Genomic DNA, 23,498 nt, shown 5'->3' with positions numbered 1-23,498 from the left:
GCCGTTTGCAGGCGCGGCGCGCGCATTCGACTTCTCAGCGCCACGGGCCGGCGGTTCGTTTCTTGCTCAGGACCCTCAGGACCGTCTCGGTTCACCGCGCGAGGGCCTTCGTGCATGCGTCGATCCCGACACACCGATCAAGAGATCGCTTTCCTCCTGCGGGAAGCGGAGAACGGAACGGCGATCGCCGCGATCTGCAGCACCGCGCATGTCTCCCTCGGCACGTTCTACCGCTGGCGTCGGCGCTTCGGGGGATTGCCGCCGGCGGCTGTCGCGCGCCTTGGCGAGGTCGAGCGGGAGAATGCGCGCCTGCGCAGCGAGATCGGCGCACTCCGGCAGGCCCTGCTGGCGCTCGCACGCACGGACGAGCCGACCCGAAGCCGGACGAGGGCCGCCGCGCCGCCGTCGCCGCCCATCGCCCCACCGCGCTTCCGTGGCAGCCATGCCTCGATCGGGCGCTACGCCTCCGTCAGGACCGCGACCGGACATTGATCGATGCGCGTCTCCTTTTGAGAGCGGACCGCCTCTGCCAACGGCGTTCCGGCCCCGGGCGCGTCAGGCGGCCGCCGCCTTCGCCTCCCGGCGGCGGGCGGTGAGAATCCACTCCGTGTAGCCGTTCGGCTGCTCGCGGCCCTTGAACACGAGATCGCAGGCCGCCGCGAAGGCCGGACCGTCATAGGCCGGGGCCATGGGACGGTAGAGGGGATCGCCGGCGTTCTGGCGGTCGACGACCTTGGCCATGCGCCGCAGCGTTTCCATCACCTCCGCCTCGCTCACGACGCCGTGGCGGAGCCAATTGGCGATGTGCTGGGACGAGATCCGCAAGGTGGCGCGGTCCTCCATCAGGCCGACGTCGTGAATGTCCGGGACCTTGGAGCAGCCCACCCCCTGGTCGATCCAGCGCACAACGTAGCCGAGGATGCTCTGGACGTTGTTCTCGACCTCCTGCTGCACGTCGTCGGGGGCGAAGTTCGACTGGGCGAGCGGGATCTGCAGGATTTCGTCGAGGGCCGAGCGGGGACGGCGGGCGAGTTCCCCCTGGCGCGCGCGGACGTCCGTCTCGTGGTAGTGCAGGGCGTGGAGCGTCGCGGCCGTGGGGGACGGCACCCAGGCCGTGCTCGCGCCGGCCTTCGGATGCGCGCCCTTCTGCATCAGCATGTCGGCCATGGCGTCGGGCGCCGCCCACATGCCCTTTCCGATCTGCGCCCGGTCGAGAAGGCCGCAGGCGAGCCCGACGTCGACGTTGTTCTCCTCGTAGCCCTTGATCCAGGGCGTCGCCTTCATGTCGTTCTTGCGGATGACCGGACCGGCCTCCATCGCGGTGTGGATCTCGTCCCCGGTCCGATCGAGGAAGCCGGTGTTGATGAACACCACCCGCCCGGCCGCGGCCGCGATGCAGGCCGCCAGGTTCACCGTCGTGCGGCGCTCCTCGTCCATGATGCCCATCTTGAGCGTGTCGGCCTCGAGCCCCAGCATCCCCTCGACCCGGTCGAACAGCTCGGCCGCGAAGGCGACCTCCTCGGGACCGTGCATCTTCGGCTTGACGATGTAGACCGAGCCCGTCCGACTGTTGCGGACGGCGGACTCGCCCCGCAGGTCGTGGATCGCGATCGCGGCCGTCAGGGCCGCGTCCAGGATGCCCTCCGGAATGTCCCGCCCCTCGGCGTCCAGAACCGCATCCGTGTCCATGTGGTGACCGACGTTGCGCACCAGCATCAGCGAGCGCCCCGGCAGGACGACCTCGCCGCCGTTCGGCGCGATGTAGTGCCGATCCGGATTGAGGCGGCGCTCCTGGGTGCGCCCGTCCTTCTGCAGGGTCGCCGAGAGCGTGCCCTTCATGAGCCCGAGCCAGTTGCGGTAGACCGCGACCTTGTCCTCGGCATCGACCGTCGCGACCGAATCCTCGAGATCCATGATGGTCGAGATCGCGGATTCGAGCTGGATGTCGGCGACCCCCGACGCGTCGAACCGGCCGATCCGGTGGGTGCGGTCGATGACGATCTCGATATGCAGGTTGTGGTGGCGCAGGAGCAGCGCCGACGGCATGCCGGCGCGCCCGCGATAGCCGGCGAAGGCGTCGGGCCGGGCGAGCGGCAGGGTGTCGCCGCTGTTCATGTTGCCGACGAGCTGGCCGTCCTCCACCGCGTAGGTGACGACGTCGGCGTGGCGTCCGCCCGCCAGGGGCACCATGCGATCGAGGTAGGCGCGGGCGCGGGTGACGACGCGGGCGCCGCGCGTGCGATTGTAGGCCGGTCCCCGGACGGCGCCGCCCTCTTCCGAGACGGCGTCGGTGCCGTAGAGCGCGTCGTAGAGCGAGCCCCAGCGGGCATTGGCCGCGTTCAGGGCGTAGCGCGCATTCGAGATCGGCACGACGAGCTGCGGCCCGGCGATCCGGGCGATCTCGTCGTCGACGTTCTCGGTGCGCACCCTGACGGAACCCGGATCGGGGAGCAGGTAGCCGATCTCGCGCAGGAAGGCGCTGTAGGCCGCCTGTTCGACCGGCTTGCCCGCGCGCGCCCGGTGCCAGGCGTCGATCTGATCCTGAAGGGCGCCGCGCTTGGCGAGCAGGGCGCGGTTCTTCGGCGTCAGGTCGCGCACGATGGCGCCGAGTCCTCCCCAGAACACCTCCGGCGAGATCCCGGTCCCGGGCAGCGCCTCCCCGACCACGAAGTCGTGGAGCCCACGCGCCACGTTCAGGCCGCCGATACTCACCCGGTCCATACGAAATCTCTCAACGTCTTGCGAAAGCAGCGCCTCGGTAGCAGACGAGAAATCCGCAAGGTAGACGGAAGAGGACGCCGAGCGTGACACATCCGCGATCTCTTCATGCCACGCTCTTCGTGCCCCTTGCGGTGCCTGTTGGGCCTCACCCGCGTCGCAGCCGAGCCAGCCCCCGCGCCCGGCAACGGCGAAGGCAGGCACGCGTTACTCGATCGAACCGCTGACGCGATTCCGGCGCTGTCGCCAAACGACCTCGGCACGGCGCACACCGCGCGGCGCAGCCGAACCGTGTCCGCATCGGCCGCAGCACCCAGCGCAGAAACGGCGCCGTCTCACGGCCCACGCACCCGACACGGTCCCGAACATCTGACCTTCGCCTCCGGAGCCCTCGCAGACATCCCATCGCGCCTGGAGGCTTCCAAAGACCCGTTGCGCGGAGCCCCCGCATCGGTTACCAGAGCGACACGGTCAGCACCCGTAGCTCAGCTGGATAGAGCGTTGCCCTCCGAAGGCAAAGGTCACACGTTCGAATCGTGTCGGGTGCGCCAATAAAACCAAGCACTTAGATCGGCTCATGCTCAGGCCAAAATGGCTTGCGGAAGCGCTGCGGAAGCAAGCGGCACGAATCTTCTTTTTCGTATAACGGACCGCACGCCCGCCCGTCAGAGCGAGTTATGATTCGCCTGCCCGGTTATAGACGCTTAAGCATCAGCCCCTATCCGATCCGGCCCACCTTAGCCGCCGGATGGCATGTCAGCCTCACCCGCCTTCTCAATCGAGCATCCCGACGTCGCAGCTTGGCGCCAGGGCTTCATGACCCTGAAGCCCAGTGTGCGGCTGGCGCCTCGATTGGTCGAAATGGATCGTCGACATCCACGACGGCAGCGGCCGGCATATCGGCACCCTGAATTTCACCGACGTGCGTGAGCAGCGCCAAGCAGCCTGAAGGGCAATGGGACTATGACGATCAAGACGACGTTCCTGATCCAGACGTTCACGATCAAGCGCAAGCGTCTGGTGTCAGGCGACCGCAAGGTCTCGCCGACCGAGAGCGGCGCGCTGAAGAAGGCCGAGGCGATCGCCGGCCGCACGCCGGCACGGCGGCGCTCCGCGTGATGGCGGACGACGAGACCGGCGAGCTTGAGGGCGTCACGATCCTCGGCCAGTCCGGTGAAGTGCTGGACGATTTTGCCGAGAGCTTGCAGGCTGGCTAAAACGGTGGCCTTATGAAGCAAATGCACCAAGGGGTTCGGCACAGTGAGCCGCTTGGATCGCAGCTTGACGTTCATGCCAATTAGTCCCACCTCTTCGTCTGCGGATCCTTTCGGAGGCCGTACACACAGACAAACGGAGAGTTAGATGGACGCGACTTACCGCGTAATAAACCTGGTCGATCGCAGCGAGGTAGGCCAAACAGCAGCCTCGCCGGAACTGGCCAAATTGGTGGCAGAAGGACTAAATCGGTCCTGTCGTCTTGGGCTTGAGCGTACCGATTGGTCAGACAATTACGGTAGACTAAAGCCATACCGCACCATTGTCGTTGAGGCAGAGCCCGCCGCGGGTGTATGGGATCTTGGGGCCTGACGAAGTAGCCGCGTCAACTCAGCCTAACGGAGGCGGCGACACATAGGTTCGCCGCTTCTCATAAACGAGTCAGTCCTTGCAACACAAGTTTTGCGCAATTTCTCAAGCAATATTCTTAGCTGCCTTAAGTAATGTGTCGAGATCTGCCGCAATCAAGCTTTGATTTTCTTCCTTTTCAGGGTCAATCGTCCATTCCAAGGTCCAAAAATCATTTGTCGAAATAGCTTTAGCTCTCTGCTTTGGAGAAACCCAATCTTCTGCTCCGACGCCAACGTCGGACTCCCAATGCTCTACAGATGATAGGTCATCTTTGTGGGGATTGTGTGTAAGAATTAAACTATAAGCGTGTTGAGGGAAAGTATTAGTGTCCAAAGAAGCCTCCTATAGGGTAGCTGACGGTATCAGTTAGCGAGCCCACCCGGAGCGTGGGTATATGGGGTGCTCCGCCTCAATTCCGAGGCCTTCCCTGGGAAGCGAGGTGAGCATGTCTCAGGGCTTCTCAATCGCGAGAGGTGCCCAACGGTGGTCTGAGTGCAGAAACTCTCCCCCGCCCTCTTTGTCCGTTAGCTTGGCCCTGATCTTGAACCGAGTTCCTACGGGATATTCGCGGCTGAAGGCTTTTGAGCAGCGGACGTGGAGAGCCGCTGGATAGCCGCTGTCTGCAGTCGGCCGTATGTGGACGGCGCCATGTAGGCCAGCTGTGCTCATCGGCTCATAACTTTCAACCCACAACGTGACATACGGCTCTGTCGGCTTGCCCATGGTCGGTCATTCTCTGCTGGCCTGACAAGCCGTACAGCACTTAATCCGTCCGCATGCTACAGCGCCGGCATGCGCACCCTGCCCCTCCTTGCCTTCCTGCTCCTCACCACGCCCGCAGTCGCCGAGCGGATCGTCGGCCGTGCCACGGTCATCGACGGTGATACCCTCGAGATCCGCGGCTCACGCATCCGGCTCCACGGCATCAATGCACGTGAGGGCGCACAGATCTGCCAGAATGCGGCCGGCGAGGACTATCCGTGTGGTCGGGGCGCAGCGCTGGCGCTCTCCAACCGTATCGGCTCTACGCCGATCTCACACAGCTGACCCTTGAGCCAACATCTTTGGGCGGCTTTCTGACTTGAGCCTTCACTTGAGGAGGTCCGCCAGGCTCGCGGTGAGCGGACCTGTGCGACCCCCAGCGCAAGAAGCTGGTACAGTTTTCAAGGTACGTAGTCGGAGGAAATTTCGCCCTCGTATAACGCCCTTATATTGGCCGCAGCGTAAACTGCGGCACGCGTTGACACTTCCTTCAAATCTAAAACGCGAAATCTGCTGCCAAGCTTCGCAATTGCTTCAATGCGCCGATAGCTGTCGCCAAAGCGTTCGGCGTACTTCGCCAACCCTCTTAGCTTCGGTATCGCGTCACCGAACTGAATACCATGTGGATCCACAATATCTGCTGTGACCGTACCATCGCTTTGCTTAACGAAGAAAACAAAATCGGGTCGGACAATCTTCGGATCTCCACCATCCTCGTAGATAATTCCGAGTGAATCTTGACTTGCACGAGACGGATTGCGGTACCAAGCAACGACTCCCGTCCGCGCGAGTTCTGTTTTCACGACTTCACCTTCCCATGAATTGAAATCCTCGGGAAACAGCCCGTGCTCATCGCATAACATGTGCCTTTCGAACGTTGGCAACGGTGTCTCTGGACCGTTCGCCTCCCGGAACGTTGTCGGCTGCATCCATGACGTCGGACGCGCCAGATCCACATCCATCGGATTGGCACTCATCTCCCGGATCTGCCGAAATACGTCCTGGCGTTCATCTGAAAGGTTCTTGATGTCGACCCTGAAGCGAGTGAGCCATTGGTTTGCCAGCTTCTCGGCCTCGGCCTTCAGCATCTCTCGGACGCCGACGACCAACCCAAGGGCTGCAATTATGACATGCGCCTCGATAAGCGCGGCTTCCATGTCGTCCCCGTCGCCTTCATTCCGAGCGAGGTAGCCGCTGTATGACGTGGCGAGATCGGGGCTAATCGCGCGGCCTGCCCTGCGATACGCATCTTCGATCACCGCGTAGTCGGCTTCCTCAAGGAAGTCGTCGAAGGACATGCCCCCGCCCTTCAAGTCGGCCTTCAGGCTCTTGCCTTCGACCGTCAACACAGATCTGCGGGCTGTCTCGATTTCCGCCTTGAAACGCGCCCTAGCACCATCGAGCACCTTGTGCATTTCCGCGTGGGCAGCCTTGCCAGCGTCCTCGAGCAGTCCGTCCACCGCAAGCTCATGCGCAAGCGACGTGAGTCGCTTTACGGGACGAGCATGCCGCTTCGGTAGAGATTGAGACGGAAGCGTTAGCAGCTTGTCCCACACCTCTTCTGGGACCGATGGATTGGGCCTCAGCTCGACAGGGTTGATCAGGACGCGGCGACCCGGCAGATCCTCGCCGCCTTCTCCACCTGACATGAGCGCTTTGGCAACGTCCTTAACCGAAGCTTCGTCGAAGAATGGTAACAGGCAGTCGACTGAGTTAAGCCGCTCATTGCCAGGGACCCGTCGCGCCAACGGCGTACGCACCATGCGTCCCAGCAGCTGCATGATATGCGTTTTGTCCCGCGCCGGACGAAACGAAACCATAACTTCGGCCCGCGGACAGTCCCAGCCGGTGCTGATGGCGTCCTTCGCAATCAGCACCCGGACCCAGGTCGATTCCTGAACACGTTCGGGCGTGATGTAGGGCACGGTATGACGGCCAAAGGTCTGGATGGAGTGCTCTCCAAACACATGCGCCACCGCATCTTCTGGCAGGCCTGGCCACTGCATAAAAATCGTGTCGAGAGCCCTACCAATGTCATTGAGGTCGGGCGAGTTCGGCACCTGCAGCACCATCAGGGGCAACACAGTTTCGGCGTCGTCCTGTTGTTCGCCATAAGTTTCCCAGGCGGCCGAGATTTCTCTCAGTTTGTCGGTGCCCCGGCGAACCAGGACGGTATCGAATTGCCCAGCGTCCTTGGGCACGTCGAGAATGATCGTATCTTTCAGCAGACCCGACGCCTGGACCTTGGCAGAATCCACCACAACGTTCGGTAGGGTCGCACGACCCTGCATGTCAGTCACCGCTGCGGTGAACCGCTCGACCGTGGCTGAGATGCCCCAGACGACCGGAATTCCGGAGACCGTACCCGAGCCGTTGATCAGACGCTTGACGATAGTGGACTTCTCGCCAGCGCCACTTGGTGCGCGCATACCGCGATGCGCCTCGTCGAGCACGAGGTAGAGTGTCAGCGCCGGGTCATCAATGGTATTCTGGATTGCGTCCCAAATGGTGAAAGACCGGCTGTCGGGTATTAGCCTGAGCTGGCTGCCTTTTTCGATCCCCTCGCTATCGGCGTCATGCCCACGCACCAAGAGGCTCGACTTACCCAGCTTCTGAGTGTTTAGAAAATAGATCTTCCCTGGTTCCAACACCTCGCGTTGAAAAGTGCTTTGCACAACCGTGAGATTAGATATCGACAGGCGGTCCGATGCTTCGAGCAAGCGGAACCGCGACTGCTCGTTCAATGAGGGATCGTCGCTGAACCAGATCACCACCGCACCCGGATCAGGTTCGATATCGTAGTTGTCATCTCCGTGAAATAGTGCCTCGAAGACGGCCGCCGCCATGACGGTCTTGCCTGCCCCCGTGGTGGCCGTGAGCGAGAAGGCATGCTTATCGCCATCCTCGCGCCAGCGCCGTGAAGCCTTCTTGAGGTTCATAAGCACCTCGCGAACGGCTTCTTCCTGATATTCCTTAAGGGTGAACTTCATGGCTCAGCGGCCCATAGAGAAACGAAAATTCGTGAGATAGGACTCGTAGAGTCGTACCGGTTCGACTCTGTCGAGCAGCGCGCGCGACACTGCCTGAAACCGACGATCGTCATCTGTCACTATGTAAGCGATGCGCAGGGTCTGTCGGGCGGCCGCCGCCTCACAAAACGCTGTCGCGCGGTCCAGGTCCACAAGTAGGCCGTAGGTGTCGGAAACTTCCCATCCCGTGTTCGGAAGGTCGTTGATCCGGCGACCTTCCGACCCAGCACGCATCCATAGCAACGGGGCGATGCGCTGGAAGGCAAGATTGTGGCTAACCGCAACCAAAGCCTCATATGTCAAAGTAAAGAACTCAGCATTTTCTTTGAACCCCTCAACCATTGGGAATTCGTCTGTGAATTTGTAGTCGCCCACAACATCTTTGCCCTCTGGTGTTCTGCCAGTGATGGCGGCGGCAATGCGTGGCTTGGTGATATAGTCGCAAATGCCCCATTTCTCCCAGTCCGGGTCCGCTGGGCGCAGGCCATCCTTGCGCAGAGCCGCCTGTTCGTCGGCTGCAACCTCGTTGTTAGTGACCGAGATACACTGGCGCCGGCCACCATCCTGCCGGTTCAGACGCATCACGGCATGGGCTGTGGTACCAGAGCCGGCGAAGAAATCGAGGATGATGGCATTCGGACGAGTTCCGACGGCGAAGCGTAGCGCATCTTCGACGGCGTAAACCGATTTTGGATAAGGAAATTTTCGACCGGGGATCAAATCCCGCAGTAAAGCGGTTCCATGACCTGATGTTGAATGCGAAGCAAGATTCCAAACCGTTTTAGGCTGCTTCTGTTCGGTCCGACTTTCAACAATAACGGCACCGTCTTTATCGCGTCCGGTTATTACTAAATATCCACTTTCAATCGATGCTATTTGCCCGGACATCAGATAATAGGGAGTTCGTCCTCCGCCGTTCTTTCCACCGAATTTGACGTAGCCTTTCTTCAAGTAATCATTAAACTTCGGAAGGCTTAAGGACCACCGGCCATCGCTACCATCTTTGGATATTGGCCAAAGAACGGAGAGACCTGCTGGAGTAGGGACGCTTTCAATGTCTATCCCATCGGGTATAGGATTGCCAGCCTGCTCGAAAGCTAATGTTTTTCTGTCAAAATAAAGAGGGAAGAAGAGATTGAATCTGCCTGATGTCTGCCCGGTTGAAGCCAGTCGAAGAAGACTTTTCCAACGAACGTCGACACTTTGTTTTTCGCTTTCGCTATCCCCAAGCATGTCCGTCTGCCATGCGGGAACGCTTACTTCTCCAAAGCGAACGAAATACAAGTATTCTTCACAGCGAGCGAACTCACCCCTTCGAGCGTTCCCCTTCCGGTTGATCACCGTCGAAACCATCTGAATTCGACCGCTGGGGAAGAGCTGCTGAAGTAACAATCCTAGCCGAAGATGTTCTTTCTCGTCGATTGTGACAATTAATGTCGAGCCATCTTCCTTTAAAAGCTCCTTTGCTGCGAGCAATCGGCGCTCCATAAACGCGAGCCATTTAGAATGCCGGTAGAGATCTTCTTCTCCGACGTAATTATTGTTGTATTTCCAGTCGCTTGCGCCTGAATTGTAGGGAGGATCAATGTAGATGGCGTCAATCTTACCGCGATGAGTGTAGGTTAACGCCTCTAGTACATGAAAATTCTCACCGTTGACTACCGTTTGGAACGGCTTGTCTCCTCCACGATTAACCTTTCCTGTGCTGACAAGCCCGGGGTAAATGAACTCGCGGAACTCGGCCACCACAACCAGATCATCGACCGAAACCTCAGTTGCCTCCGGCAGCTCGGCGTCGATCAGAGCCACCTGAGCCGTTCTTGCCCCGCTTTCGCCCTCTAACCGGATCACGCGCCATAGACGCTGGTCTGCGTGCCCAACCGTCTTCCTTGCCGGCAGTATGCGCACCTTGTCGCCACGCCGCACGGGGCGTCCAGGCAACTCCACACTCTCGGGGCGGTGCCGCTCGAAGTTCAATCCGAAAGCGCGCCGCGCTGCCAGAGCCTTGAACTCGCGCTCCAGTTCTTCTCCAAGCGCGCTGTCTCTTGCTTTTGCCCGAGCGATCAAATCTGTCAGACGCGACACGCTACCACCTCATTCCCTCCCTTGCCGCTACACGGTTAGCCGTGATGCGCAGGAAAAGAGGTGCTATGCAAGAACAGCCACAAACGGGAAGAGTATGAGCACGGCGCCGACAAGCGCGAGCACAGCTAGTGGCCAGGATCTAGCGGACCGGGCGCGCGTTCCTTGCATCAGCCTTAGTCCCGCCTTTCGCCTCTCGCCACTACCTTCATCATCGCTGAACGGCGTCTCGGCCCGGCGTATATTGATCGCCTTCAATCTCTCCACCCTGTCCGGGGCCGCGAAGGTCTCGGCTAGACGCTCGTTATTTCGGCCAAGATAGGTTCGGCGGCTTGCGTCGCCGACGTTGACTCAAAGTGAGAGGCCGTCTGCCGGCGTACCAGATCGCTCAATCCCACCTTACTCAAGCCCGGCCCGCACCCGTGCGGCTCGGATCGCGTCCGCGATGTCCACGGCGACCGCCACTGCATCGTCGTTGTGGGCGATCATCCTGTGAATGCGCGCTAGCTTGTCGAGGGCGCCCAGCTTGTCGGCCATGTGGACCTCCATGTGGAGCACCTGGCGCGCCTCCCCCACGTCATCGCTGGGCTGATGCACGACCTTGCACTTGAACCCCTTCAGCCCGGCGAGCTGCTCAGCGTCTGCGTAAGTGAAATCCAAGTAGGCGGTACCGTCCGGCTGCACCCTCAAAAAGCTGCCGACAGAGGCGAACGCCACCTTGGCCAGCTCCTGCTCAATAATGACAGGCGTCACCTGAAGTCGCTTCAGCCGGTTGGCGATCATGGCATGGACCAAGTCTCGGATTACCGGCTTGGCCAGATAACGCGCGCCTGTATCGCGCTGATCATGTCGGTCGCGTGCTCGTGTGAACCCAGCGTCTCGCGCGGCGCGAGCGATCGACCGGTGTCGCATGTAGCTGGTGACGAACACCTGCTCATCCAACGGCAATCCAGAGTGCTTAATGAGGGCCGCTTCGTGGTCTTCGATACCGTCGAGCGGCCGGATGTCCTTTGTCTTCATGGGACCGCCAACTTCAGAAAGGGGGGGATTGGGGGGGAGTAGGGGGGAGCTACAAAGCGAATGGTGTAAACTGTCATTTTCTATCTTCTGACAGACGCGGACGGGCGGGCTGGAACTCCCCCTCAATCCCCCCTGATCCCCCCAGAAGCCTCGAGGAGGTGACCATCTGCGTTGCTGTTCTGAGGGGGATTTGCCTCTTTCCGTAAATAGTATTTATTACCGCGCTTCGGATCGATCTTTGTCTCCAGTTTGAAGCCATTCACGACCCGACCGCTGATCTGTTTGAGCCAGCGACCCAAATCAGCAGTATTCACATTGCCACCTTTGCCGGCCACTCTAAGCAGAAGGTCGCGAAAATCTGGCATACGGAAACTATCCGTTTCGGTTGTCTTGTTGCAAGCGAACTGAACTATGCCGTTTATTGTGTAAGGCGAGTTGAGATATAGATTATCGTTCCAGTACTCGAAAAATTCGCGGATCGCTGATAAAACCGGGTCTTCTTCGCGAGCCGTTTCCATGCTGGCGACGGGATCGGCATGGCCGAGCCAGATTAGGGGCGCGCGCACCGTTGCCGACCAGTCATTGTAGCTGCCAATCGAACCGCATACGACCGGCGAGCCGGCAGAGCGGTAGGCTAGGATGACGGTCAATGCCGCCGCTACGTAGGCGCCGCGATCGGCCAGCACCCAGTCGACCGGGTCGAAGTTGAACTCTCTCAGCTCTGGCCGCTCGACACCTGCATCAAGGGTACATGATACGGTGCGCCGGGTCATGTCGCCGATCAGCACCATATTATTGCCGGTGCTGAAGACTGAGGAGCGGCACTCGATATCTGGTGCTTTGCTTTGTCCGAGAATACGCACCCTAATGATCGGGCGCTCGGTTATCTGACAAAGCACATCTCCGCCAAGTTCACCGTTGACGTTATCGATTGAGATGACAGGCGCACCATCAAGTAGCAGTGCCCCGAGGCGCTTTTCGGTCTCCTCTTCGGTCTTGCCTGCCGCGATGACAGGGCATTGCCGGCCGGTGGCGATTGCTGAAGCGATATCCACGAGGAGGCTCTTGCCAGTGCCAGGACTATGCGCCCGGATAGCGTGGAGCGGAGCCACAGGAAGCGTGCTGCGAATGACTGCAGTAAGGATGCCCGACAGCGCTACGGCCTTGTCGACGGGCTTAACAAAGGGAAAGCCTACGAGCAGATCTTCGAGGAGACGTAGGGCCTGTTCTGCCTCTACCCAGGTCGGTTGATCTGATAGGGGCGGCAGCTTGAGGGTCGGATCGCGAGCTAGGAAGAGTCGGGTCGCCGGGTCGTAGCCAGGCTGCGAAAGCACCGTTCCGTCTGGTCGCAGGGTCGGCGTCGTAATAATCCCAGCAACGGGGAGCAAGCGCCACTCACCTTCACGCACGAGCATGGAGGCAATCATGTCCCTCGGCGGATTGGTGTCGACCCAATCCTCACAGCGTGCATCGTAGCGGCGATAGCGGATCACGCGGGAAAGGTGATCAGCAAGGCTGGCCTGACAGAACGGACGTAAGCTCGCGATCGTGGTAGTGCGCCCCTTACTGGTCGGAACGCTGTCGACCACGGGCCGCACCAGAAAGCCGGCGCGCGTGTAGATCTCGACACCAGCTTCCAGAAGCAGCGTCTCGGTTTCCCGAATGAGGCGGGGCACTTCGCCGGCCGAGATTTCGATGACTGGCAGGTCACAGGAAGCGTCGCCTTTCGGGCGGTTGCTTTTGCGTTTTTTCGTTTTTGCCTGCAGCGCCGGAACCACCTCAGCATCAGAGCCAACTTTGTTGCCGTTCTCTGGGGACGGGAGGAAACGGTTGTCCTTGGGATCGAGCTCAAAGTGCCGACGAGCGTAGCGCTGGTCCTCGTCATAGGGGCCGCTGAGGGTCATCGCGCCGCCTCCGTGCGCAAGGCATCGTTCAGGTCTCCGGCAACCCGCGGTGTAATGATGTCAACCGTTCGGCCGGCGCGGCACCAGCGGACGCCGACCACGTACGCCGCAGCCTCGCTAGCGCCTCTATCACCGGTCTCAGCGAGGACCGTGAGCGCCTCGATGCCAGAGAGGACGGGAAAGGATCGGATCGCGCCGACGCTGCCAAGCGCCCAAGCCGGCCGTAAGCCGAGCTGCCGGGCGGCAAGGCACGTCTCAACGCCCTCGCCGATGTGCAGGCCGAGCGTTACGTCCTCGTCGGCGTCCAGCTTGATCGCGGCGCCGGCGGCCCTGCCAAGCATCTTCCGCCCGATCTTCTGGCCGTCGAGAGTTAGAGCTGTGCGATGGAGGCCCGTGATCTCGCCTGTACCGATGTCCCGGAAGAGCGCGACCATTGCTAAAACCGTGCCACCTTCCCAAGGGCAGAGCGGATGAAACCGCAGGACGGAGCTCGCAACCTCGCCGGGGAGGTCGAGGGCGCGGGAGCGAAGATAGAACTCCACCACCGTGCCACGCGGACTGACGGCGCCCTCCCAGATGGCCAGGACGCGGCGGTGTCTGGCGGCGGCCTCCGCCATCTCGGCTGTCTTAGCCTGTCGCCAAGCCTGCTGACGGCCGATAACCTCAGCTGGATCGGCCTTGCGCGCTTGGCGCCACCGATCAAAAGCCCTGCAAAGGGCGGCGACCACATGATCGCGGCAGGGACGCCAGTCGTCGCCCGCGTGGCTATGCACGAGGATCCCGTCCGGGGAGAATTCAGATGGACGGACGGACAGGCTCCGATCGCGGCGCGAGTGGCCGGGGCCGGGGGCGAGAACCTGCCTCCCGACGACTTCACCGCCAAGGGCTCGGGCTAATTCAGAGAGGGATAGGGTCACACCACGTCCTCGTCAGTCTGGGGCAGAAAGCTTGCGACCAGCTTGGCGTGGTCCTCATCGCGGACGCCGACGAAGCGCCAGCCGCACGCTTGAGCGCGCTCGCAGGCGTCCTGCATGGCATCGGCGAGGGACAGACGGCAGCACTCGAACGTGGGCGTGACATCGCCGGGCTTCAGTAACATAACTGCGTGAAAGCGACCGACAGACTGAACCAGGACGAGCGCAGCGCTGGTCTAGGGGATCACCGCCTGGCGCGTCCGGCGGAATCGGGCAGCGCCCATCAGCGGCACCCCACCGATTGCCTTCCGCAGCGGATTGCAGACGTGTTCTATCAGGCGCACGAAGCGCCTCCGAAAGCATTCTAGATTTCATGACATCAAACCTTCTCACTCTGCCGAGCAATTGCTGTCGCCGCTGACGTTCTATTATCAAGTCACGCGGATGCTCTTCGCTAGAAATAGCCTTAAGACCGCGCGCGTAGAACGTTTTTTATTCAATTATAGACGAATAATCTTAGGCAGCATTATGTTTATGTTATGATTGATTCGATAGAACTAGGATCGAACAAGGCTATTGCTATCGGTGTCAGACGTAGAAGTCTTAAGTGGAGAGAGGAGACTGCCGGCCCAATTGTCTAGCTCGACAATAGGATAGAGAGGTACCCGCCCAGCTTTCTGAAAGCGCGGTCCACCTCCGACGACGGCTAGTTTTGCGAGAGTCGCCGTCGAGCGGGAAATACCCCAAATTTCGTGCAGGTAAGCGGAAGCCTCCTTGCGCCTAAGCCGGCGATAAAGCGGAGTGGAACGTTCGATCATGGGACATCACCTGGAGTGTTTGGTAATGTCTCTTGATGGAGGCAGATCGGAGTTAAGGGCAAACCCAGAAATCAGCCATTCCAGATTCCTGGAGCCCTGAACTCAGCGCTCTCGCATCCATTTTGCACAGTCCGGCCTAATGAGATCCTGAATGTATTTCTCCGAATAATCCTTCCATCGGGGCCTTGCTTTCAGCATTCTCGCGAGAGCAGAAACGTTAATGCCCCCGCTCCGCCCATTGGAACTAAAGATTGCAGGATCTGCGCTAATCAAAATTTCTTGCGCGTCCTTCCATAGTTCACGGGCTGCCGGCTGGCCCGGTTTGCGGCCCCCTCGCTCGACTTTGGAAGGCCTTATTGTCTCAGCTGGCTGAATAGAAACGTCTCCAAAGCGGCGATTACTGGAGTGCATGCCATTTCCGCCGACGGAAAATTCAAGTGAAAGCGTTGGAAGATCAAGAACGTCAATGCGCTGCCGGACATTGAATGGGTCAACCCCGGTGATTAAGTACCCACCAGATTTAAGCTCGGTCATAACCCGTTGCTCGAGCCACGGGAGCAAATTGAATTGCGCCCATTGTCTAAGATATTGAGCCCTTCTGTCCATGAAAGCTGTTTCTTTACGAATTAGCTCTAACTCATCCAGATCGCGGTTCCGGCGATCATGCCGTACAGCATCGTATGCTCGCTGCTGTGTTCCCAGTCCAAGATTGGCAGGCTTGATATTGAACGCACGATTGTAAGCCGCCCAGCGCAGAGGAGAAAGGATGCGGGCGAGTTGCCAAAGGCTAATTGGGCCAAAATTTTCAGTCTGGGGCAACTTAGGCGTCCGTGCTGTCTAATGCAGATGCAACCTGATTTGACACTTTGTCGGCAGCTCCGGTGAGTACGCTGTCGAGATGGTGCACGTATCGGCTGGTCAGAGTTCTGCCGGCGTGGCCTAGCATTGCGCCGATAGTGGAATCGCTGAATCCAAGATCGCCGGCAGTGCTGGCGAAGGAGTGGCGCAAGGTATGGGCACCAACACCCTGCAGACCGGCTCGAGCCGTCAGTCGTTCGATCGTTCCGGGAAGGCCGCCAAAGGCGCCAGTCCCACGCGGTGCAGGGAACACCCATGCCGAGCCCGGCACGCGCGGTAAGCTCGTGATCAGGAGCCGAGCCGCAGCCCCAAGTGGTCGTGTGGAGCCGCCTTCCTTCGTATCTTCAAGGCGCAACGCACTGCCGGGAATATCTACTTCAGACCAGCGCAGACGCGTGATCTCCTGCAGCCGGCACCCGGTCAGCATGAGCAATCGCGTGGCGGCAATCCCCTGCCATGTCTCGGCCCGGGCTTCGGCTTCAGCCAGGCAGCGTCCTAGGGCGCGGTACTCGTCAGCGGATAGGCGGCGCGTCTTTCGCTTGTCAGCGGGACGCTTCACGCCGGTCGCGGGATTGGCCGAGATGATGCCCTCGCTGACGGCATAAGTGAGAATGCCGCCCAGCAACCCCGCGGTGCGCGCGGCTGTGCCAGGACCACCCTCCACGACTGCCTTGCCGCGCAGGCCGGTCCTGATCACCGCCGCGGTTTTGCCGGACTGAACGTCCCGCACGAAACGGGCGATGTCGCTCGGCTGCAGATCCTTCACGAGCCGTTTGCCCAGAAGTGGGAGGACATGCCGCTCGATCCGGCCGCGATCAACGTAAAGAGTCGATGCCTTTTTTGGCATGCCGCCTTTGCCCATCACTAGGCCACTATCTGTGGCTGCCAGGTAGGCGGCGCAGAGGTCTGCGACCGTAAGAGCTGCCCGGAGGGTGGCGCGGTCCTCTGCAGGGTCGGCGCCCTTGGCAACCTGACCGAGAAGAGCGAGAGCCTCTTTTCGGGCTTGATCCGTCGTGACGGGACCGTGGAGCCCGATCGTGACGCGTCGACTGCGTCCTGCATTCCGGTACTGAACGAGGTAACTGCGCCGACCGGACGCAAACACGCGCACGCCAAAGCCCGGGAGTTCGTCGCACCATAGGAAATAGTCGCGGCCCTGCGGCTCGGCCGCATCGACGATCCGTTTCGTTAGCTTCGGCATCCCATCTCAACCTGCTTCCGCGGAAGCACTGCGGAAGCAGCAGGAGGTAAAAACCGGGAATTCCGGGAAACGACCGTTGCTTACCGAGGCATGATTGACCATACTAAAATCAGTGGCTTAGTAAAGCGCAGCTTAGCTGCGGAAGCACTAGAAAACACGGGAAATTAATGAAGCGTTGCCCTCCGAAGGCAAAGGTCACACGTTCGAATCGTGTCGGGTGCGCCAACATTATCAAGCACTTAGCTATGCTCAGGCGGCTCATCTCACACAGTGAGCCCACATAGCCGTGCTTGTGGACGGTCATGTGCCCTAGCTCGCTGATCTGAGGAGGCCCTGCTACCGTAGGACAAGTTGTCCCGGAGCACCCTCCTGATGCGCGCTCTCACCTTCGCCCTGCCCATCATCCTCGGCCTCGCAGCTCCGGCGCTCGCCCAGACACCAGCCCCATCGGCAGCGCAGAGCGCCCAGCGGGAGCGGATGAAGAGCTGCAACGTCGATGCGGGCTCGCAGAAGCTTGCCGGCAGCGCACGGAAGGGCTTCATGGCCGACTGCCTCGCCGGCAAGACCGCGACGCCAGCGAAGGAACTGACGCCGCAGCAGGCCAAGATGAAGAGCTGCAACGCCGACGCCTCGGCCAAGAGCCTCAAGGGCACGGAGCGCAAAACCTTCATGAGCACCTGCCTGAAGGGCTGAAGCCGAGCGCGAAAAGCGGCTTCGGGTAACTTCGCGTATTTCGGATGTTCGGCCGCGGAGGTCGAAGCCAGATGGCCGGCCCAGCGGCGCGGTGCCGCTCTGGACGTTCGGGCGGTAAGCTTCTCGCATTGATATGTTCTGGGTTGTGATGCAATCTTAGAATGCATCAAACGGATCACCTGCGCATGGCCAATGGATCACCTGCGTTCGCCGGCGATGCCGCGCCTATCGTGAAGATGGGAGCGCATGCGGTGGCAATCGGCGAGATCGCCGACGGGCTCGGCCAGGAGATGATCAGGACCCTGGTCCGCGCGCTTCTCATCGAGGTCGGACGGGAAACCGCGCGCCATATCGCCGAGGGCCGCCCGGACACGCTGGACGGCTGAGCATGCGCGAACCTCGCAGATATCGCCCGACACCCGCCGAGCGCGAACACGAGCAGCGACGGCACGGGCATCTGCTGATGTGGATGGTGTTCGTTATGCTCGGCATCCTGGCATGCAGCGCGGCCATTGCCGGCCTGCTCACCTGGATCGGAGGGTGATCATGCCCGCGCCGTCGGCAACTCCGTCACCTGCGTGGTGTAGCGGGGGCTGCGCATCTCGAACTTCGTCGACCAGGTCCGCTTCTCGGTGAGCCCCGCCCTTGCCGGAACCACGGCTCCCCGGCCGAAGCGTGCGTTGCAGGCGTCCATAGCCGCCATCAGCGGCGCGCTGCGCTCGCGGTCGAGTTGACCGATCAGCGCCCGCGGCGCGTCCGCCAGTAGCTTCAGGTCGGTGGTGACCACGCCGGCCTTGCTGTAGCGCCAGGGTCGCGCACCCGGCGCCTCGCGCCAAGTGCGCGCCACGCCAGCCTGCGCCGCCTTGATCAGCGCCAACGTGTCGTTCGTAGCCTCCGGCAGCGTCACGGTCGTGGAGATCGAGCGCATAGGGTCGCCGCGGTCGTGCTCGCTCGTATGATAGAAGACCGACACATGCGTGGTGCCAAGGCCGCCGCGCCGGAGCTTCTCGCCGAGCCGCGTCGCATGGGCGGCGACTGCCTGCTCCAGGGTCTCGCGCTCGGTGATGCGCCGGGAAAACGAGCGGGTCACGGCGCAGCCCTTGCGCTGGGCCGGCAGGAGTTCGAGCGGCAGGCAGGCCAGCCCGCGCAGCTCGTAGATGATGCGCTCGCCCACCACTGTCATGGCTTTCCGGACCGGGCGCGGGTCGAGGTCGCGCAGGTCCGCGACCGTGTCGACGCCGAGGCCGATCAACTTGGCGAGCGAGGCCCGGCCGATGCCCCAGACCTCCGCCACCGAGATCCGGCAGAGCCAATGGTCGTAGGCCACGGGGTCGGTCAGGTCGCAGACCCCGTCGAGATCCGGGATGGACTTCGCGATGTGGTTGGCGAGCTTCGCCAGCGTCTTCGTCGGGCCGATGCCGACGCAGGTCGGGATGCCGGTCCAGGCCCGCACCGTCGCGCGGAGGTCTCGCGCGAGCGTCACCCGGTCTCGGTCGCGCACGTCCGAGAGGTCAAGGAAACTCTCGTCGATGGAGTAGACCTCCACCGCCGGCGAGAAGTCCCGGTAGACCGCATTCGTGCGGGCGCTCATGTCGCCGTAGAGGGTGTAGTTCGAGGAGAAGACGCGCACGCCCTCGCGCTGGCACTGCTGGCGGATCTTGAACCAGGGATCGCCCATCTTGATCCCGAGCGCCTTGGCCTCGGCGGTGCGGGCGATGGCGCAGCCGTCATTGTTCGAGAGCACGATGACCGGAACGCGGGCGAGCTTTGGGTCGAACACCCGCTCGCAGGAGCAGTAGAACGAATTGCCGTCGATCAGCGCGATCGCCCGGCTCATCGCACCAGCCCGGCGCGGGCGACGTGCCAACGGATCGAGAAGCGCACGACGCCCCAGATCTCGCCCTCGATCAGATCCTCGACGGCGAAGGCCGGCAGGTCGGGATTGTCGAAGGCGAGGCGCGCGACGTTGCCCTCGATGACGAGGCGCTTCAGGCTCATGGTGCCGTCCACGATCGCCACGACGACGCTGCCGTTACCGGGCTTGAGGCTGCGGTCGGCCACCGCCAGATCCCGGTCGAAGATGCCGGCCCCGCGCATGGAATCGCCCGAGATGTTCCAGGCGAAGGTCGCCGGCGGGTTGGGTGCGAGCCAGCGCGGCAGTTCAAGCGAGCCCTCGAGGAAATCGTCGGCTGGCGACGGAAAGCCCGCACAGAGCGCGGCCCCCTGGATCGGAATGCGGACCGTGCCGGCGCTGTGTGGCGGAAGCTGTGCGATCTGCAGCAGCTTCATCGGCCATGATCCGAGAAGATCGCACTGTCGCGAATGTAGCCCCGCGAGATAAGGCGGCGCTGCTGCGCCGTCTGGCGCTCGGCCTCGTCCAAATCGGCAAGAGCATCGGCGATGACCTGGACGAGTGCCGCCCACGGATCGTTGCAGGCAGCCGCGGTGTAGGCCCCCGCAATTTGCTCAGCCTCGGTGAGGGGTCGGTCGGCAATTCGTCCGTGCATCTTCGCCTCTCGCCTGATAGAACGAAAGAAGAACAAACACAGCGAATGGTCTCGGCTCAAGACCCTGCCGCGGCCAATCTGCCAGCGCTGTGCACGCCTGTGGATGACGGGGTGAAAGGCGAATGCAAGCAGGGACTTACCGGTTCCATTGCACTGACGGTCACCATGCCGTGCTCGATTTGACAGGTCGCTATCTCCGAGCTCGGTCGGATCTACGCGCGGAAGCGATGCGGGTTGCGCGCGGGATCATGGGCCGCTGCGCTGGCCGGCTCGACTGGTCGGCCTGGATCGTTGACGTGCACGACGCCGCCGGCCGGCACGTACTCATTCTGATGTTTGAGGAAGCTGGCCCGGCTCTGCGGCCGGCTTGAAAGAGCTGAAATGCTTCAGCCCCTTGTGCTATGGGATAAATATTCATTTTTTGTCGTTTGCTAAATCCCACAGTGGTAGACCAATTGCGTTTTCCTGTTTTGCCGGTTTGCCTCTGCGACTATTCGACAATGGAAAATTCGGCCCCGGCCCCCATTCCACGCCGACCCCACGCTGTTGCTCAGACACTCGCGTCAGAATACCTCGTTGCACCAAATCAGATAAAATATCTCTCGCTCTATATACGTGTATATCAAATAAGTTTTGAAGAGTTCTGTTTGTTATTTTACCATACTCTCTGACGTGAGCTGTTATTTTTTTATCAGTCTCTTCAGAGTTTTTCCTGTGATACGTTACAACGGAACCCAATCCTTTCAGTGCATCGTTTTTTAATCTAAAGACACTTGAAGATTTTTTGGAAGAAGGCCTGCTTATTTCCAAAATATTTACTTCTGTGGTAGCAAGTCGTCGAAGAACCATCTCTATTTCAGCCGGAGATTTCTGCAAAAATCCGGCTAGGGCACTCGCCGTGACTGTCCTCGTCGTGCATAACTTGAACAGAATTAGCATCGTATCTGTATCATTCTGTTCGTCTTCTGGAAGGGATCGTACAAATCGAGCTATGTTTGTATCCGGCGCGCCGCCGACTAGAGTAACTTTTACTTCGTCATAAGATGCTTCAATTCGAGGGATTTGACGACCGGATCGGATCATCTCTCTGTACATCCGGTCCACACCTCGTCCTAGCTCTTCAGCAAACCCAAGTATGCGAGCCGCCTTTGCAAGTGCAGGGTTTCGTGGTCGAGACGTAGTGGTCAGAATATTAGCGGATGTGACCCCGGATACGAGCGGCCCTGGTGAAGAGACTGAAAACACAGCGGGGGAATGATCCACAAAAATCGGCTGCTTAAGGTTGTAGTCTCTATGACAGAGTGCATTCGATAAGGCCTCTCGCACCGCAAGTTGGGGAAAATCCTCAATCGTTATCTGCTGTCCAGTAGGTAAATTCACTGGGGTGAGAGACTGTCTTGCCGAAACCAAGTCCATAGTTCGGCTGAAAGCGAGAACAAAGGGGCTTCCAAGCCTGACAACGTTTATAGGCTCTCCGCCAGGCGTAGACCTATACTGGTATACAATACCTCCCCAATCTTCAGTATTTGAATTCCCAAACAACAGCGCCCCAGCTCTGTTCAATTCGTCACGCCCAGCTAGAACACCTAGCGCCGACAGCAGATCTACATTGCTGAGCCCAGCGATCAATCTACGATCATCATTAAATCCTTGAAGTATCTTTCTTGCAGCAGAAATACACTCGTCATTTATTAAGCTTATTGAAAGTCCACTCGGCTCATCGGACCAATCATATCCGCGCCGCTCTTGCTTCAGTCGAAGCTGCTGTTCTGCATCCATTGGAACGCAGTCAAGATTTATTCTTCTTGTAGTCCTTCCCTGGGTGTCGGAGTGGACATCAGAACTTTGCGGCACAATTATAATTGTAATGTTTTTGTGCAGCTCATGCCTAAACGCTTCCACATTCAAATGAGGCCTAGTCAGCTCGTAAATTCTTTGTTTTGCTTTGGCCGGCTCAAGTTTTGTTCCAAGGACGGCGTCTTTTCCTTTGATTTTATCAGATACCCCGGCGATAATGACCCCGCCGGCCGCATTGGCGAAGCAAATGGCGGCGTCAGCGATCATACGCTCTGTATCATTGGCGCTTTGTTTATCCTCTTTGAAGTCAAGAGTTGCGGTCTCCAGGCTGCTCGGCACTGCCCCTGCTATGATCTGGGAGAGCGCAAAATCTGCTTCTGACGTGAGGCGAGACACTGTTTGATCCGCGTTTGATGACAGCGCATTTTATACGGCCCAATCAAAGGCTGATCAAAGGGAGACTGAGCACCAGCCTTTGATGGCTGTGCATAATAGGCAGTCGGATCAAAGGCCCGTCAAAAGCGAATGGCTGATTGTCCTTTGATCCGGTAGGCCGAAATGCAAAAAGATCAAAGGCAGATCAAAGTCGTTAGTTGATCCGGGTGGCTCGCGGCCCTTCGAGGTCCCAAGGTCCATCGAGGACAAGCGACTACGTGGTAGGCAGCCTACATGCGTTCCTGGTCCTGCATCCTCGTCCTGCTCCTTGCCACCCCCGCGGCCGCCGACCCGATCGTCGGACGGGCCTCCGTGATCGATGGCGACACGCTCGAGGTGCGCGGAACGCGGATTCGCCTGCACGGGATCGACGCGCCCGAGAGTGCGCAGCTCTGCAAGGACGCCGCCGGCAAGGACTACCGCTGCGGCCAGACGGCGGCACTCGCCCTGTCGGACCACATCGGCAAGCGCCTCGTGACCTGCGATCCACGCGATACCGACCGCTACGGCCGGGTCGTGGCCGTCTGCCGGGCGGAGACCGATGATCTGAACGCCTGGATGGTCCGGCAGGGCCACGCCATCGCCTACCGGCGCTACGCCGAGGACTATGCCAACGCCGAGCTCACAGCGAAGGCGCTACGGCACGGGATCTGGGCCGGCACGTTTCAGGAGCCGTCCGAGTGGCGCCGGGAGAAGCGTGCCGGCGGCGACCACTCACGTCCTGAGGTGGTCACGGCCCCCACCAAGCCGAGCGGCTGCACGATCAAGGGCAACATCTCGGCCGGCGGCGAGCGGATTTACCACTTGCCCGGGTCACGCGACTACGAGCGGACCCGGATCAACGATCGGGCCGGCGAACGCATGTTCTGCTCAGAGGATGAAGCGAAGGCGGCAGGCTGGCGCGCCTCGCGGGGCTGACGCAAGCGCTTAACAGCCCCTTTTGAGTTAGCCCACACTGCCCATCGGCTAGCTCACCTGCGTCGGCTGCCATAGCTGCACATGCGGTATCTTCTTTGCTGCTCCGGCAAGGCAACCCCATCTCTTGTCTCATCGGGGGACAAGCGAAGCCTCACCGGCCAGGATCGGCACAATGTCCATTCTGACAGCACCAGAGACAGTGGAGCTGACTGGCGA

Annotated in this window: 21 protein-coding genes, 2 tRNA genes and 1 pseudogene; 10 read left to right on the top strand and 14 right to left on the bottom strand. The window is 60.4% G+C overall.

Going from position 1 to position 23,498, the window contains the following annotated elements; translation table 11 throughout:
* Positions 1 to 114: 114 nt before the first annotated feature.
* Entirely contained in the window at positions 115 to 492 is a 378-nt protein-coding gene (locus AC3WLN_RS03275) for a transposase (protein WP_492479501.1), read from the top strand.
* 63 nt (positions 493 to 555) lie between these two features.
* On the opposite strand, the gene AC3WLN_RS03270 is transcribed toward AC3WLN_RS03275, so the two are convergent.
* Positions 556 to 2,721 carry a malate synthase G gene (locus tag AC3WLN_RS03270; RefSeq protein WP_492479500.1) on the bottom strand — a complete coding sequence of 722 codons (2,166 nt, stop codon included), beginning with the start codon at positions 2,719 to 2,721 and terminating at the stop codon, positions 556 to 558.
* Positions 2,722 to 3,192: 471 nt separating this feature from the next.
* On the opposite strand from AC3WLN_RS03270, the gene AC3WLN_RS03265 reads away from it, so the two are divergent.
* Positions 3,193 to 3,269 (top strand) — tRNA-Arg (locus tag AC3WLN_RS03265).
* A 412-nt stretch (positions 3,270 to 3,681) separates the two neighbouring features.
* A pseudogene (locus tag AC3WLN_RS03260) lies at positions 3,682 to 3,935 on the top strand (hypothetical protein).
* A 472-nt stretch (positions 3,936 to 4,407) separates the two neighbouring features.
* On the opposite strand, the gene AC3WLN_RS03255 reads toward AC3WLN_RS03260, so the two are convergent.
* Positions 4,408 to 4,677, bottom strand: a complete 270-nt coding sequence (locus AC3WLN_RS03255; protein ID WP_492479499.1) for a hypothetical protein — start codon at positions 4,675 to 4,677, stop codon at positions 4,408 to 4,410.
* A gap of 459 nt (positions 4,678 to 5,136) precedes the next feature.
* Here AC3WLN_RS03255 and AC3WLN_RS03250 point away from each other — a divergent pair, with 459 nt between their 5' ends.
* Positions 5,137 to 5,391, top strand: a complete 255-nt coding sequence (locus AC3WLN_RS03250) for a thermonuclease family protein (RefSeq protein WP_492479498.1) — start codon at positions 5,137 to 5,139, stop codon at positions 5,389 to 5,391.
* Between the two features lie 116 nt (positions 5,392 to 5,507).
* On the opposite strand, the gene AC3WLN_RS03245 is transcribed toward AC3WLN_RS03250, so the two are convergent.
* From AC3WLN_RS03245 to AC3WLN_RS03210, 8 genes are all read right to left on the bottom strand, one after another.
* Positions 5,508 to 8,096, bottom strand: coding sequence for a DEAD/DEAH box helicase (locus AC3WLN_RS03245; protein ID WP_492479497.1), 2,589 nt, complete (start codon positions 8,094 to 8,096; stop codon positions 5,508 to 5,510).
* Between the two features lie 3 nt (positions 8,097 to 8,099).
* Positions 8,100 to 10,220, bottom strand: coding sequence for a site-specific DNA-methyltransferase (locus tag AC3WLN_RS03240; RefSeq protein WP_492479496.1), 2,121 nt, complete (start codon positions 10,218 to 10,220; stop codon positions 8,100 to 8,102).
* Between the two features lie 396 nt (positions 10,221 to 10,616).
* Positions 10,617 to 11,237 carry a terminase small subunit gene (locus AC3WLN_RS03235; protein ID WP_492479495.1) on the bottom strand — a complete coding sequence of 207 codons (621 nt, stop codon included), beginning with the start codon at positions 11,235 to 11,237 and terminating at the stop codon, positions 10,617 to 10,619.
* Positions 11,238 to 11,359: 122 nt separating this feature from the next.
* A complete protein-coding gene (locus AC3WLN_RS03230; RefSeq protein WP_492479493.1) occupies positions 11,360 to 13,141 on the bottom strand; it encodes a hypothetical protein in 1,782 nt (593 codons plus the stop codon).
* Positions 13,138 to 13,758, bottom strand: a complete 621-nt coding sequence (locus AC3WLN_RS03225; protein WP_492479492.1) for a DUF7146 domain-containing protein — start codon at positions 13,756 to 13,758, stop codon at positions 13,138 to 13,140. Before AC3WLN_RS03225 ends, AC3WLN_RS03230 begins: the two co-directional genes overlap by 4 nt.
* 296 nt (positions 13,759 to 14,054) lie before the next feature.
* Complete coding sequence (locus AC3WLN_RS03220; RefSeq protein ID WP_492479490.1) at positions 14,055 to 14,240, bottom strand: hypothetical protein; 186 nt, start codon at positions 14,238 to 14,240, stop codon at positions 14,055 to 14,057.
* A gap of 735 nt (positions 14,241 to 14,975) precedes the next feature.
* Positions 14,976 to 15,692: a hypothetical protein gene (locus AC3WLN_RS03215; RefSeq protein WP_492479488.1), complete on the bottom strand. Its 717-nt coding sequence runs from the start codon at positions 15,690 to 15,692 to the stop codon at positions 14,976 to 14,978.
* A 1-nt stretch (position 15,693) separates the two neighbouring features.
* Complete coding sequence (locus AC3WLN_RS03210) at positions 15,694 to 16,932, bottom strand: tyrosine-type recombinase/integrase (protein WP_492479487.1); 1,239 nt, start codon at positions 16,930 to 16,932, stop codon at positions 15,694 to 15,696.
* A 125-nt stretch (positions 16,933 to 17,057) separates the two neighbouring features.
* On the opposite strand from AC3WLN_RS03210, the gene AC3WLN_RS03205 reads away from it, so the two are divergent.
* The 4 genes from AC3WLN_RS03205 (at position 17,058) to AC3WLN_RS03190 (ending at position 18,169) form a co-directional block, all read left to right on the top strand.
* Positions 17,058 to 17,157 (top strand) — tRNA-Arg (locus AC3WLN_RS03205).
* Between the two features lie 147 nt (positions 17,158 to 17,304).
* Positions 17,305 to 17,625 carry a PsiF family protein gene (locus AC3WLN_RS03200; protein ID WP_492479486.1) on the top strand — a complete coding sequence of 107 codons (321 nt, stop codon included), beginning with the start codon at positions 17,305 to 17,307 and terminating at the stop codon, positions 17,623 to 17,625.
* Between the two features lie 251 nt (positions 17,626 to 17,876).
* Positions 17,877 to 18,011, top strand: a complete 135-nt coding sequence (locus AC3WLN_RS03195) for a hypothetical protein (RefSeq protein WP_492479485.1) — start codon at positions 17,877 to 17,879, stop codon at positions 18,009 to 18,011.
* Between the two features lie 2 nt (positions 18,012 to 18,013).
* A complete protein-coding gene (locus tag AC3WLN_RS03190) occupies positions 18,014 to 18,169 on the top strand; it encodes a hypothetical protein (RefSeq protein ID WP_492479483.1) in 156 nt (51 codons plus the stop codon).
* On the opposite strand, the gene AC3WLN_RS03185 is transcribed toward AC3WLN_RS03190, so the two are convergent.
* From AC3WLN_RS03185 to AC3WLN_RS03175, 3 genes are read right to left on the bottom strand one after another with little or no spacing between them, the layout of a single operon-like run.
* On the bottom strand, positions 18,170 to 19,462 hold the full coding sequence (locus AC3WLN_RS03185; protein WP_492479482.1) for a Y-family DNA polymerase: 1,293 nt from the start codon (positions 19,460 to 19,462) through the stop codon (positions 18,170 to 18,172).
* Positions 19,459 to 19,914, bottom strand: coding sequence for a LexA family protein (locus AC3WLN_RS03180; protein WP_492479481.1), 456 nt, complete (start codon positions 19,912 to 19,914; stop codon positions 19,459 to 19,461). The genes AC3WLN_RS03185 and AC3WLN_RS03180 overlap by 4 nt, the downstream gene beginning before the upstream one ends.
* Positions 19,911 to 20,132 (bottom strand): hypothetical protein, encoded by a 222-nt coding sequence (locus AC3WLN_RS03175; protein ID WP_492479479.1) that lies wholly within the window; start codon positions 20,130 to 20,132, stop codon positions 19,911 to 19,913. Before AC3WLN_RS03175 ends, AC3WLN_RS03180 begins: the two co-directional genes overlap by 4 nt.
* A gap of 122 nt (positions 20,133 to 20,254) precedes the next feature.
* On the opposite strand from AC3WLN_RS03175, the gene AC3WLN_RS03170 reads away from it, so the two are divergent.
* Complete coding sequence (locus AC3WLN_RS03170; protein WP_492479478.1) at positions 20,255 to 20,503, top strand: DUF6894 family protein; 249 nt, start codon at positions 20,255 to 20,257, stop codon at positions 20,501 to 20,503.
* A gap of 43 nt (positions 20,504 to 20,546) precedes the next feature.
* Here the strand turns inward: AC3WLN_RS03170 and AC3WLN_RS03165 are convergent, their stop codons facing one another.
* On the bottom strand, positions 20,547 to 22,325 hold the full coding sequence (locus tag AC3WLN_RS03165; protein WP_492479477.1) for an RNA-binding domain-containing protein: 1,779 nt from the start codon (positions 22,323 to 22,325) through the stop codon (positions 20,547 to 20,549).
* Between the two features lie 273 nt (positions 22,326 to 22,598).
* On the opposite strand from AC3WLN_RS03165, the gene AC3WLN_RS03160 reads away from it, so the two are divergent.
* Positions 22,599 to 23,282, top strand: a complete 684-nt coding sequence (locus AC3WLN_RS03160) for a thermonuclease family protein (protein ID WP_492479476.1) — start codon at positions 22,599 to 22,601, stop codon at positions 23,280 to 23,282.
* Positions 23,283 to 23,498: the final 216 nt, after the last annotated feature.

This window comes from Methylobacterium sp. FW306-05-D (assembly GCF_058782155.1).
The sequence above is the reverse complement of the archived record's forward strand: the minus strand, read 5'-3'. Positions and strand labels throughout refer to the sequence as shown.